9 protein-coding genes are annotated in these 12,186 nt (G+C 46.5%); 1 reads left to right on the top strand and 8 read right to left on the bottom strand.

Features of this window, described 5'->3' with window-relative positions; translation table 11 throughout:
* Positions 1-72 precede the first annotated feature (72 nt).
* The 3 genes from KHO06_RS15340 to KHO06_RS15350 all read right to left on the bottom strand — a co-directional run bounded on the left by KHO06_RS15340 (position 73) and on the right by KHO06_RS15350 (position 5,371).
* A complete protein-coding gene (locus tag KHO06_RS15340; protein WP_212581840.1) occupies positions 73-1,284 on the bottom strand; it encodes an aspartate aminotransferase family protein in 1,212 nt (403 codons plus the stop codon).
* A gap of 361 nt (positions 1,285-1,645) precedes the next feature.
* The gene (locus tag KHO06_RS15345; RefSeq protein WP_005532182.1) at positions 1,646-2,233 is read right to left on the bottom strand and encodes an aminodeoxychorismate/anthranilate synthase component II; all 588 of its coding nucleotides are present in this window, start codon (positions 2,231-2,233) and stop codon (positions 1,646-1,648) included.
* A gap of 189 nt (positions 2,234-2,422) precedes the next feature.
* A complete protein-coding gene (locus tag KHO06_RS15350; RefSeq protein ID WP_212581841.1) occupies positions 2,423-5,371 on the bottom strand; it encodes an ExeM/NucH family extracellular endonuclease in 2,949 nt (982 codons plus the stop codon).
* A 527-nt stretch (positions 5,372-5,898) separates the two neighbouring features.
* On the opposite strand from KHO06_RS15350, the gene KHO06_RS15355 reads away from it, so the two are divergent.
* Complete coding sequence (locus tag KHO06_RS15355) at positions 5,899-6,273, top strand: hypothetical protein (RefSeq protein ID WP_005532179.1); 375 nt, start codon at positions 5,899-5,901, stop codon at positions 6,271-6,273.
* Positions 6,274-6,330: 57 nt separating this feature from the next.
* Here the strand turns inward: KHO06_RS15355 and trpS are convergent, their stop codons facing one another.
* From trpS to nsrR, 5 genes are all read right to left on the bottom strand, one after another.
* A complete protein-coding gene (gene trpS / locus KHO06_RS15360; RefSeq protein ID WP_010648934.1) occupies positions 6,331-7,368 on the bottom strand; it encodes a tryptophan--tRNA ligase in 1,038 nt (345 codons plus the stop codon).
* Positions 7,369-7,483: 115 nt separating this feature from the next.
* The gene (locus KHO06_RS15365) at positions 7,484-8,170 is read right to left on the bottom strand and encodes a phosphoglycolate phosphatase (protein WP_045370258.1); all 687 of its coding nucleotides are present in this window, start codon (positions 8,168-8,170) and stop codon (positions 7,484-7,486) included.
* Between the two features lie 139 nt (positions 8,171-8,309).
* On the bottom strand, positions 8,310-9,053 hold the full coding sequence (rlmB, locus tag KHO06_RS15370) for a 23S rRNA (guanosine(2251)-2'-O)-methyltransferase RlmB (RefSeq protein ID WP_005432756.1): 744 nt from the start codon (positions 9,051-9,053) through the stop codon (positions 8,310-8,312).
* A 76-nt stretch (positions 9,054-9,129) separates the two neighbouring features.
* A complete protein-coding gene (rnr, locus tag KHO06_RS15375; RefSeq protein WP_212581842.1) occupies positions 9,130-11,622 on the bottom strand; it encodes a ribonuclease R in 2,493 nt (830 codons plus the stop codon).
* Positions 11,623-11,739: 117 nt separating this feature from the next.
* Positions 11,740-12,165 carry a nitric oxide-sensing transcriptional repressor NsrR gene (gene nsrR / locus KHO06_RS15380; RefSeq protein ID WP_005432776.1) on the bottom strand — a complete coding sequence of 142 codons (426 nt, stop codon included), beginning with the start codon at positions 12,163-12,165 and terminating at the stop codon, positions 11,740-11,742.
* Positions 12,166-12,186 lie beyond the last annotated feature (21 nt).

The following is a 12,186-nucleotide window of genomic DNA, read 5'->3' on the forward strand; positions in this document are numbered from 1 at the left end:
ATTGTAGGAACAATACCCCCATCAGAGATCCTTGATGGGGGTTTCTAGGTTGACTATAAGCGGAGATCGCGCTTAAACCAGCGTTGCGATCGCTTTATCTAGCTTCGCCAAACCTTCTTCGATTTCTTGTTGTGTGATAACGAGTGATGGTGTGAAACGTACGACATTGGCACCCGCAACCAATACCATGAGACCTTGTTTACCTGCAGCAACCAGTACGTCACGCGCACGACCTTGCCACTCTTCATTCAGTGCTGCACCAAGCAGTAGACCTTTACCGCGCACTTCAGAGAAGATGTTGTATTTCGCGTTGATCTTCTCCAGACCTTCACGGAACATCACTTCACGCTCTAGTACGCCAGCCAGTACTTCTGGTTTTGTCACTTCATCAACAACCGCTTCTGCAACCGCACACGCTAGTGGGTTACCGCCGTAAGTTGAACCGTGCGTGCCCACTTTCATGTGCTCAGCCAGTTTTGCCGTTGTTAGCATGGCACCGATAGGGAAACCGCCACCCAGTGATTTCGCTGTGCTTAGGATGTCTGGCGTGATGCCTAGACCTTGGTATGCGTAGAAGTGACCCGTACGGCCGTTACCGGTTTGCACTTCATCGAAAATCAGCAGTGCGTTGTGCTTGTCACACAGCTCGCGAACCGCTTGAGCGAATTCAGGTGTTGGTGGAATGATGCCACCCTCACCTTGCAGAGGCTCCATCATTACCGCACAAGTGCGATCAGACATATGTGCTTGTAGTGCTTCGATATTGTTGTAAGGAAGGTGTGTCACATCACCTGGCTTAGGGCCGAAACCGTCTGAGTAAGCCGCTTGACCGCCTACCGTTACCGTGAAGAAAGTACGACCATGGAAACCTTGTTTGAATGCGATGATTTCAGATTTCTCAGTACCATGAACGTCTGCTGCGTAACGACGAGCTAGCTTTAGTGCCGCTTCGTTTGCTTCTGCGCCAGAGTTAGCGAAGAACACGCGCTCAGCAAAGCTGACTTCTGTTAGCTTCTTCGCCAATCGCAGTGCAGGCTCGTTAGTCATAACATTACTTAGGTGCCAAAGCTTGTTACCCTGCTCAGTCAATGCGTTCACCATAACTGGGTGACAATGACCAAGACAGCTCACCGCAATACCACCAGCAAAGTCGATGTATTCATTTCCGTTCTGATCCCAAATGCGTGAACCTTCACCTTTTACAGGGATCATTTCCATCGGGTTATAGCAAGGTACCATTACCTCATCGAATAAACCGCGCTCTACTTTGTTTTCCGTTGTCATTGCACATTCCTTATTGATACCGCATGCCTAGCAGATAAGCGAATTTAACCGGCACTCTTTGCCAGCAAATAATGTTTTGCATTTAAGCTAATACGGCATTGTATTTACATTTGATTAACCATTTCAATAGTGATTTATTCTTTTCGCATCCAAGCGCAACACCTCATACTCACTATCTATGATTATTTATGCATCAAGAAACGCAAATAGAGAAGCAATTTTTTATAAAAACCATGTATGACAATGGCTAGAAAGAAATGAGAAAAATGAATAGACCTCACCTAATTGGCAGAACGCATAGTTTTGCATTCGCCTTCTTAGATGGAAAATATGAAGAATTTGTTAAGAAAGGTGATCGCGATCAGATCGTTTTACGCGCGAGAAAGTTTGCGAGTAGTTCGTGGCCTTGTTCTGTCTTAATTGACTCAGGATGAAACTGTACCGCGTCAATTGGCAGGGTTTTATGCTGGTAGCCCATGATTTCATCCATGGTTCCGTCAGTCAGCTCTGTCCAAGCGGTCAATTCAAACACATCAGGTAACGTGCCGTTTTTCACCACTAGAGAGTGGTAGCGGGTTACCGTCAATGGGTTATTAAGGTTTTTAAACACACTGCGACCGTTGTGACGAATTGGTGATGTCTTGCCGTGCATCACTTGTCGAGCACGTACTACTTCCCCTCCAAACACCTGTGCAATCGCCTGATGACCAAGGCAAACGCCCAAGATAGGTAACTTACCGGCAAAGTGCTCAATGGCTTGTAGAGAGATACCCGCTTCGTTAGGAGTACATGGCCCTGGAGAGATCACCAAATGAGTTGGGTTGAGCGCCTCAATGCCTTGGATATCGATTTCATCGTTACGCACCACCTTTACGTCTGCACCAAGCTCGCAGAAGTATTGGTAAAGGTTGTAGGTAAAAGAGTCGTAGTTATCGATGATCAACAACATAAAAGGTCGGTTGCTCCAATCCGTTTTGGCAATGCTTACGTAGTGAATCGCCACGTTCGTGACAATCAAGGGCGGTATTTTGCTATACCAAGCAAGAAAGGCAAGTTTTTGCTGAATAAAAAGGCCAGCATAGGCTGGCCTTTGGTCTTTACAGCTATTTAGGAACTGTTTGTCAGGAAATAAATTCGTTTAGCGGCGACGGCGGAATAAGCCTAGACCTAACAGCGCAATTAGCGCGCCAAAGCCAAATGAACCACCATCATCATCGTCTGATGGGTTCGTGCTCGACGGCTCTAGCGTAACATCGCGAGAATCGCTGAACTTAACCGTATTACCCGTAGAGTCTGTCACTTTCTCTTCTAGAACGTACTGACCTTCTGTTGGTGCTTTGTCGAACTCCACACTCACGCTACGAGCATCAATGTCCGCTTGTGTCAGAGTTGTACTCGCTTCGTAACCATCAGCATCAGAGGTTGACGACGCTGCTTGAGTTGCTTCCGTTAGGCTTACTGTCACGATGTCACCGACAACTGCGTTTGGCGGCAGGCGTACTTCCACTGCTAGGTTTTCACCTGAGCTTGGAAGGTCGATATCTGTATCTGGGAAATCAATCGCGATGATCACTGGATCGTGGTCAGACGCCGAGAACGCATCTTTGTACTTCGGCATATCACCGGTGTACTTGCTGCTGTATTCGAACAAGTTACTTTCTAGTGAGTTGATGTGCCAATCTTCAATCGCCACCACTTTTTGTGCCAAGCTGTTGCTCGCCAATGCGTGGTCTAGGTTACCTAGCTCACCAGAGTAGGTGTATGAGAAAGTGTCTGCGCCGTGAAGTACCGTGTTCAGGTTATGGTAACCGTAACCTTTTTCAATTTTGGTCTTCTCTACTTGAAGCTCACCACCACCAATAGTTGTGTAAGCTGCAGTGTAAATGTCACGACCGTATTTCTCTTTCGAGTAATCAGTCAGTGTAAGCAGAGGATCTTCCATGCCGTAGGCGTTTAGGTCACCCATCACTAGCACGTCACCTTCAATGCCTTTCAGAGCGTCACCCACAACGTTAGCAGCAGAAACACGGAAGTTGTTACAGTTACCTTGCAGATCCGCTGGCTCAGAGTCTTCTACGCCTGCGATCCACTCTTCAATACATTCAGAACCTTTCGATTTGAAGTGGTTAACAACAACAGATAGATCTTTACCTGTCTCTTTCACCGTGAAGGTTTGTAGCAAGCTATGACGTTGGTATTTGTCGTAAGCTGGGTTGCCTTCTGCATCGTCGCCACGTGTAATGGTGTTTTCTTCGATGTGCTGCTCTGGCGTCACAATCACTTTCGCTGATTCTTTTGGCGTCACTTCGTTTGCACGGTATAGGATCGCCACCATGATCGCATCACTACCAAAGTACTCATCTTGGTATTTGTCTTGATCCGCGATTTCAACGTAAGTGTAATGATCTTCTGCATCTTCGATTTCAGCATTCAATGCGTCAACCAAGTTCTTCACTGCACTGCTGTCACCAAAGCCGTTGTTCTCGACTTCCATCAAACCAATGATGTCAGCGTCCATCTTGTTCATCGCTGCAACGATTTTTGCTTGTTGGATCAGGAACTCGTCTAGGTTAGTCGCACCACGGTTTTGTCCAGTTGGGTTTTCATGGCCACTGTCAGCCACAGAGTTGAAATAGTTCAGTACGTTGAAGCTGGCGATGCGCAAATCTGAATCCGCAATCGCTGGAGCATCTTTACGAGCCACGTCGAAGTCTTCACCTGAAGTCACGAAGTTGGTGTTATCGACTTCATTGGTCGCAATCAGGCGGTACTCGTTGTAGCTGTATGCCACCACGCCTTGTAGCCCCTCTACTCGCGAACCAAGACGAATGTGCTGCTCAGAAGAGCCATCTTGGTCTGCATCTTTTGCAAAATCTGGGTAGTAAGGGATTTGGCCGTTTGGTGCTTTGCCATCAGATTCTAGGTATACGCGGTTCGCTGCGTTGTCTTTTGCTAGCTCAACGGCTGCATCGCTCTCTGCTGCGTGCAATTGAGTCGGCTTAAACAATGGCGCTTCATGAGACAACATCATGTTGTTACGACGAGAGTCGTAGTCGTAAGAGAAATTACGAGTTACAAACAAATCACTTGCCGAGGTTAGTTCAACTTGCATGCCTTCATGACGCTCTAGAGCATCACGTAATGTCTCACCTTCTTTGATAACAAGATCGGTAACTCGAGGAATATCCGATGTGCCTGTTTTCACATAGCTGTTAGCATCAGAAGCTAGCTGAGTATTGCTGTAGTACTCTTGAACTTTACCTTTCACACAAACAACGTCACCAGCTTTTAGTTCCGTGTCTGCCGCGTCGGTATGAATGAACAAGCCTTCTGAGGTCTTGTCGTTGTTGTCACTTTCTAGTGCTTGTAGGTAGAAACCTTTGGTTAGGCCAGTGGTAACAGCAGTCACGACACCCGTTACGAAATGATCTTCGTCGGTAATGTATGGGTAACCATCAATGAACGGAGATGTATCACCTTCACCTTGAATATCTTGGATGGTAGTGAAGTTAGGTTGCTGACCGTCGACTTCACAAGCGAATGGTGCTGGTGGCTCAGTCGCATTTAGCTCACCAAGACCGTCAATGTTGTCTTTCTCAAATGCTGTCCATTGAGATGCATCATAAGTGGCAGAAGGGGTTAGTGCATCACTGTTACGAACCAATGTGGTGTCTTTACCAAAGTCTACGTCACCCATCACACCGATGATGTCGTGCACTTCACCATCTTTAAGCAGTGCGATCGGATCATCACCGTTAAAGTTCGCAACGCTTTTATCTGTGATATCCGCGACAGCTTTGATGGCATCGCTCGCGTCACCATGCGCCAGTACATACACTTGGTTAGCTTGTAGCGTCACTTGGCTAAGATCGAGTGTGCTACCCCAAGTACCGCCACCGTTTGATGATTTCGCCAGCTCGTAACCAGTTAGCGTTACCGCTGCATCGCCTGTGTTCGCGATCTCTACTGCTTTGTTGTATGAACCACCTTCTAAATACTGAGAGATGATAATTTCTGCGTTAGCGTTGGCACTAAGCGCGCTGGCAATCGTCAGTGCAAGTAAAGAGGGTTTGATTAACGTATCCATTGTCGTACCTGATATTTATTTAAATGCAAACTAAGCCCTGAGCAGAGCCCACCATTTGTGCCTACTATCAGGTTTATTTATGAAATAAATAAGAAACACCAGCAAAAGCCGTGAAATATATCACACGTGAATACGCAAAATTATGCCAGGGCTGCCCCTTTAAACAGCTTTTGTAACAAATACAGCAACTAAGGATATAAATATCAATAATTAGACTTATTACTCGGTTTTATAACACTCAATATGTTACGTGAATGTATGAGTATTTAGTCTGAATTCATTCAATTCTAGCAACGCAATTTAAATATTCAGCAATACTAATTTAGAATAAAGGAAATTATTATTTCCTTCCTTTTTACCGTGTGAATCAAAATAAGCTTTCTGGTTATTTAAGCCTGTTAAGTTCAAATTTTTATAAATCAAACATCATTTTCACCACACAATACTAGCTAAATCCATAACCACTCGTTATAAACCCGCAAGAGACAGAGAACAAGGTCTCCAATAACGACTATCAGGATAAGAAAATGAAACGATTTCAGCAGATTGCGCTAGCCCTTTCGGCTTCAATGTTAATGGCGGGGTGTCAATTGACCTCGAGTGAACCCATCGAACCAAGTACCTCTGAGCATCTGGTCGAAGTGGCTAAGCAAGAACTCAGTGAGTTCAAAATGTTTGAAGTAAGTGATAATGGCTTAATCACCTATACCGCCCGCTTACCTGGCCCTGGCTACTATTGGCTACCCGCAAGTATTAAGGAATCCAGCTACGAGATATCTTGTATCGAATTAAGTTACTTTGTTGATCGTGGCTTTGTCGTCAAGTCTGCTTTCCTAGGCCCAAGAGGACGCGTGGAGTATTACGATATGGAACGTTGCATGGAAGACACGCCATTCCAGTAACATAGGCATAAAAAAAAGCTCCACCAATGGTGGAGCTTTTTTGTATTCGAATTTTACCTATGGGCGAGCAACAAAACCTACTGCTTCGTACGCTTTCTTCAACGTTTCAGCCGCACGTGCTGATGCTTTCTCAGCGCCTTGCTTCATCACTTCGTTCATGTAAGTACGGTCAGCGCGAATGCGATGGTATTCAGCCTGAATTGGCTCAAGCATAGTCACCAACGCTTCACCAACGTCTTTCTTGAATGGACCGTACATTTCAACGCCTTGGTATTTCGCTTCAATCTCTTCAAAGCTCATGCCTGTTGCCGCAGAGTACAGACCCATTAGGTTAGAGATACCTGCCTTGTTGTCCCAATCGTGAGCGATACGCGGTGGCGTTTCTGTGTCGGTTTGCGCTTTGTTGATCTTCTTAATGATCGACTTAGGCTCTTCCAACAGCGTGATAACGTTCTTACGGTTGTCATCAGATTTAGACATCTTCTTGGTTGCGTCTTGAAGGCTCATTACACGCGCGTTTACCGTCGGAATGTAAGGCTCTGGCACTTGGAAGATTGGCTGCTCTGGTGAGTAGATGTTGTTGAAGCGGTTAGCAATATCACGCGCTAGCTCTAGGTGTTGCTTCTGGTCGCTACCTACCGGCACTTGGTGTGCGCCGTAAAGCAGGATGTCTGCCGCCATCAGTACTGGGTAGTCAAACAGGCCAACGTTTACATCACCAAACTGGCTTGAGCTGTCGTTTGAGTAACGCGCAGATTTGTCTTTAAACTGCGTCATACGACCCAGTTCACCCATTTGGGTGTAACAGTTAAGAAGCCAACCAAGTTGAGCATGCTCTGGTACGTGTGACTGAACAAATAGCGTGCTCTTCTTCGGGTCAACACCAACTGCCAGACAGATCGCCAGTGCGTCTAGAGTCGCTTCATGCAGCGCTTTAGGGTCCTGACGAACCGTAATCGCGTGAAGGTCTACCACACAGTATTGGCAATCATAATCGTCTTGCATCTGCTGCCATTGACGTAGAGCACCCAAGTAGTTACCGATACTTAGTTCACCTGAAGGTTGAACACCACTCAATACAATGGGTTTGCTCATTAGAATGATTCCTTTGACTTCTTAATCTAATTAAATGAAAAAACCGTGCAGCGATAGGCGCACGGTTTACTCAGTGTACTCATTAACGAGTATTTTGGAAGCTCTTTTGTAGCCGTTATGCAGAAACCGCTACAACGTCCAATAATTCTGCCAAACTGTCAGCGACGAAATCTGGATTTGACGCTGAGATTGGCTCGCCATGGTTGTAACCATAAGTCAGACCAAATGAGGCGCAACCTGCGTTCTTCGCTGCAAGAATGTCGTTCTTCGAGTCACCGACCATCAGCATTTCACTTGGTTGGATTTGGTGCTTTTCCATCAACCAGTTCAGTGCGATTGGGTTTGGTTTTTTCTCTGGGAACGCATCGCCACCTAGCACATCAACAAAGTATTTTGCGATGTCGTGCTTTTCTAAAACATCAGGCACAAACTTCGAAGGCTTGTTGGTTACCAATGCCATAACAAAGCCGGCTTTGTGTAACTCTTCCAGTGTCTCTTTTACCGTTGGGTAAAGGTGGCTTAGTTTGTGACCGCTTTGATCATAGTAGTCATCAAACAGTACACGTGCTTTAGCACGAAGCTCTGCATTCAGATCTGGGTTGATGGTTAAGCTCTGGCTCAATGCACGACCGATCAACACGTCTGCGCCGTTGCCCACATAATCACGGACTTGCTCTTCTGAAACCGATGGAAAGCCAAGCGCTTGCACTGCTTGGTCCGCCGCAACCGCGAGATCTGGCACGCTATCAAGCAACGTACCATCAAGATCGAAGGCGATGAATTTAATATCTTGTTGAGTCATAACTTCCCTGAAGATTTTTATTTATAAATCGGTGAAAACGACAAAGGATGGCACCCCATCCTTTGTTTTTATCATTATGTCTGACTTTGCAGTAACTGTTTGTTTATTAGTCTTATTTATTAAAATAATGGTTTATCAATTACTTTGCAGCAATACGCTGACGAACCGCTTCAAACAAACAAATACCTGATGCCACAGATACGTTCAAACTAGAAACGCTGCCAGCCATTGGGATCTTAATCAAATCGTCACAGGTTTCGCGAGTCAGACGACGCATGCCGTCACCTTCTGCACCCATTACGATCGCAAGAGGTCCCGTCAGTTTTGCTTGGTAGATGTCGTGCGTTGCTTCACCCGCCGTGCCCACAAACCAAATGCCTTGCTCTTGCAGTGTACGCATAGTACGAGCCAAGTTAGTCACTCGGATCAATGGCACGACTTCAGCCGCGCCACAAGCGACTTTGCTTACGGTTGCGTTCATCGGTGCAGAACGATCTTTCGGTACGATGATCGCCGCTGCGCCAGCTGCGTCTGCATTACGTAGGCAAGCACCTAGGTTATGCGGATCCGTCACGCCATCCAATACCAATAGTAGCGGTGATTCGTGCTGCGCTAGGATGCCATCAATGTCATTTTCATTAAGCTGTTTCGCCGCTTTAACACGAGCAATGATGCCTTGGTGGTTAGCACCGTTCGCTTTGTCGTCCAGCGTTTTACGTGTCATTTGTTGAATCGAAACACCACACACCTGAAGATCGTTCAGGATTGGCATTAGGCGATCGTCTTGACGACCCTTTAAAACATACGCTTCGATAAAACGCTCTGGTTCGCGTTCCAACACCGCCTTCACTGCGTGAATGCCGTAGATAAATTCGTTACTCATTGTTTAACCTGTTGTTCTGGTCGTATTGCCTGCACCAATCTACCCGTTTAAATCCAGACTAGATTGGCGATTCAGCCTACTCTGCGTCACTCTTACTACGCTTAGTCTTCTTCGGCTTACTGTGTGGCTTTTTCTTGCGTGCTTTTTTCACTTTCGGCTTTTTAGCGCCTTCAGTGTCACTGCGTTTTGCTCCATTTGGGCGAGGCTTTTCTGCTACTGCAGGCTCTGGTCGCTTGGTTGGTTCAATCGCAGGTGTTGCACGAGTGCCGCCTTTTGTTGCCGCACGTTTTTTCTCTTTCGCTTTGCGTTTGGCATCCGCTGCGCGTTTCTTCGCAGTCTTACCTTTGCCGCGTAGCTTACGGCTTGTTTCGATTAATTCAAAGTCAATTTGCTTGTCATTTAAGTTAACCGCAAGCACTTTCACTTTCACCGCATCGCCTAGGCGATAGATGTTACCGAAGCTTTCACCGATAAGTCTTTGACCAATCGGATCAAATTGGTAGTAGTCGTTCGCTAACGTCGAAATGTGCACCAAACCATCGATGTGCAGTTCCGTCAGACGAACAAAGAAACCAAAGCTGGTCACGTTGGCAATAACACCATCCAACTCGTCGCCAACATGGTCTTGCATGTATTCACACTTCAACCAATCAGCCACTTCACGAGTTGCGTCGTCTGCACGGCGCTCTGTCATCGAACATTGCTCACCATAGAAGTCCATGTCGTCAAACGAATAGTGGTAACCACCAGTTGGTGTCCAACGATCTTGGTTACGGCCTTCTTCTTTAGCAATCAGATATTTGATTGCGCGGTGAAGCAGCAAGTCTGGGTAGCGACGAATTGGCGAAGTGAAGTGCGCGTAACGTTTCAGCGCTAGACCAAAGTGGCCAGCATTGTCTGCGTTGTAGACCGCTTGCTTCATTGAGCGCAGTAACATGGTTTGAATCAGTTCTTTGTCCTGACGTTCTGCGATTTGTTTTACCAAATCGGCATAGTCGGTTGGTGATGGCTCTAGACCACCTTTCAGATCCAGACCTAGCTCACTGAGGAAGTCACGGAAACCCTGCAGACGCAGTTCACCCGGAGATTCGTGCACACGGTACAACGCTGGCTCTTTTGCTTTCTCAACGTAAGACGCTGAAGCGATGTTCGCGAGGATCATACATTCTTCGATGATCTTGTGTGCGTCGTTACGAATCACTGGCTCGATGCTTTCAATCTTACGATCCGCGTTGAAGATAAACTTAGCTTCAACGGTTTCGAATTCGATCGCACCACGGTTATCACGCGCTTCTTTAAGTACTTTGTACATCGCGTGCAGCTCTTCAAGGTGAGGAACGACAGCGTGATAACGCATACGTAGTTCTTCATCCCCTTCTAGAATCGCGCCCACTTTGTTGTAAGTCAGACGAGCGTGCGAGTTCATCACGGCTTCGTAGTGCTTGTAGCCCGATAGTTTACCAGTGTCAGAGATGGTCATCTCACACACCATACACAAGCGATCTACCTGTGGGTTAAGTGAACACAAACCGTTTGATAGCACTTCAGGTAGCATTGGCACCACTTGCGATGGGAAGTACACCGAGTTACCACGGTTGATGGCTTCTTTATCCAGCGCAGAGTCTGTACGTACGTAGTAACTTACGTCAGCAATCGCAACCCATAAGCGCCAACCGCCACTCTTTTTCTTCTCACAGTAAACGGCGTCATCGAAGTCACGCGCGTCTTCACCATCGATGGTCACCAACGGTAAGTCACGCAGGTCGACACGACCTACTTTCGCTTCTTCTGGAACTTCTTCGCCCAGGTTTTCAATTTGCTTATCAACCGCTTCTGGCCAATCGTGTGGAATTTGGTGGGTACGAATTGCAATTTGCGTTTCCATGCCCGGCGCCATGTTTTCGCCAAGGACTTCAACCACTTTACCCATCATGCCTCGTGAGCGAGAGCCGCGATCAGTAATCTCAATCACGACCACGTTACCCATACGAGCACCCGCTTTGTGCTCATTTGGGATCAAAATATCTTGGCTAATACGAGAGTCATCAGGCACAACGTATGAGTAGCCGTATTCAAGGAAGAAACGACCCACAATCTGCGTATTACGTTCTTCTAAAACACGTACAAGACGACCTTCACGACGACCACGCTTGCTGTTGTCAGTTGGTTGCACCAGCACGTAGTCACCGTGGATGATGTGCTTCATCTGGTGATGCGGCAGTACAATGTCATTATCCTTGCCGACACTGCCTTCAGGACGAACCCAACCATGGCCATCTTTGTGGCCAATTACGTAACCTTTCACCATCTCGAGTTTTTCTGGTAACGCGTAGCACTGACGGCGCGTAAACACGAGTTGGCCATCACGCTCCATTGCGCGCAGTCGACGACGCAAACCTTCGTACTGCTCTTCACCTTTAAGTTTCAGCGCTTCGAACAAATCATTGCGATTCATCGGTACGCCTGCTTCTTCTAGAAACTCAAGAATGAACTCTCGGCTTGGGATTGGATTTTCGTAATTTTTGGATTCACGATCTGCGAAAGGATCGTTTGGAATGTTGTCTGACATAGGCACGCCTATCTAGCAAGGAAGGTATAGAGCTAGTATATCCGAGTCTCTCGATAAGCTACAGAAATTGCTTTAAAAAAGAGTGTCAGTAAGAAGATTTATAAAGCGTTAAGAAGGCTAAGGACGAGCAAGTAAGATCAGCAGTTCTGAATTATCGCTCAGTAGCTCTTCAATCGTGCAGTCATCCAGTTCTGCAAGAAAGGCCAATTTCGCTTTCGCTAACTTTTCTTTTAGACGACATGCCGGCGTGATATGGCAAAATTCAACAGAGCAATTCACCAAATCTAATGGCTCTAAATCACGCACCACACCACCGACTGTGATTTCTTGCGGTGCTTTCATTAAACGAATGCCACCGTTTTTACCGCGCACTGTATGTACATAACCAAGCTGTCCAAGACGGTTGATCACTTTCACCATATGGTTACGTGATACACCAAATAAATCAGTCACTTCGGTAATATTTGTTAGCTCATCTTTTGGCAATGATGCCAAGTAGATTAAGGTTCTGAGCGCGTAGTCGGTAAAGCTGGTTAACTGCATATTGCTATCCTCTCTAATAGC

This window comes from Vibrio sp. B1FIG11, assembly GCF_905175335.1.
Taxonomy (GTDB): domain Bacteria; phylum Pseudomonadota; class Gammaproteobacteria; order Enterobacterales; family Vibrionaceae; genus Vibrio; species Vibrio campbellii.

What these genes read in the sequence shown, in the direction of transcription:
- KHO06_RS15340 (WP_212581840.1), bottom strand. Translation starts at nt 1,284, where the DNA reads ATGACAACGGAAAACAAAGTAGAGCGCGGTTTATTCGATGAGGTAATG.
- KHO06_RS15345 (WP_005532182.1), bottom strand. Translation starts at nt 2,233, where the DNA reads ATGTTGTTGATCATCGATAACTACGACTCTTTTACCTACAACCTTTAC.
- KHO06_RS15350 (WP_212581841.1), bottom strand. Translation starts at nt 5,371, where the DNA reads ATGGATACGTTAATCAAACCCTCTTTACTTGCACTGACGATTGCCAGC.
- KHO06_RS15355 (WP_005532179.1), top strand. Translation starts at nt 5,899, where the DNA reads ATGAAACGATTTCAGCAGATTGCGCTAGCCCTTTCGGCTTCAATGTTA.
- trpS (WP_010648934.1), bottom strand. Translation starts at nt 7,368, where the DNA reads ATGAGCAAACCCATTGTATTGAGTGGTGTTCAACCTTCAGGTGAACTA.
- KHO06_RS15365 (WP_045370258.1), bottom strand. Translation starts at nt 8,170, where the DNA reads ATGACTCAACAAGATATTAAATTCATCGCCTTCGATCTTGATGGTACG.
- rlmB (WP_005432756.1), bottom strand. Translation starts at nt 9,053, where the DNA reads ATGAGTAACGAATTTATCTACGGCATTCACGCAGTGAAGGCGGTGTTG.
- rnr (WP_212581842.1), bottom strand. Translation starts at nt 11,622, where the DNA reads ATGTCAGACAACATTCCAAACGATCCTTTCGCAGATCGTGAATCCAAA.
- nsrR (WP_005432776.1), bottom strand. Translation starts at nt 12,165, where the DNA reads ATGCAGTTAACCAGCTTTACCGACTACGCGCTCAGAACCTTAATCTAC.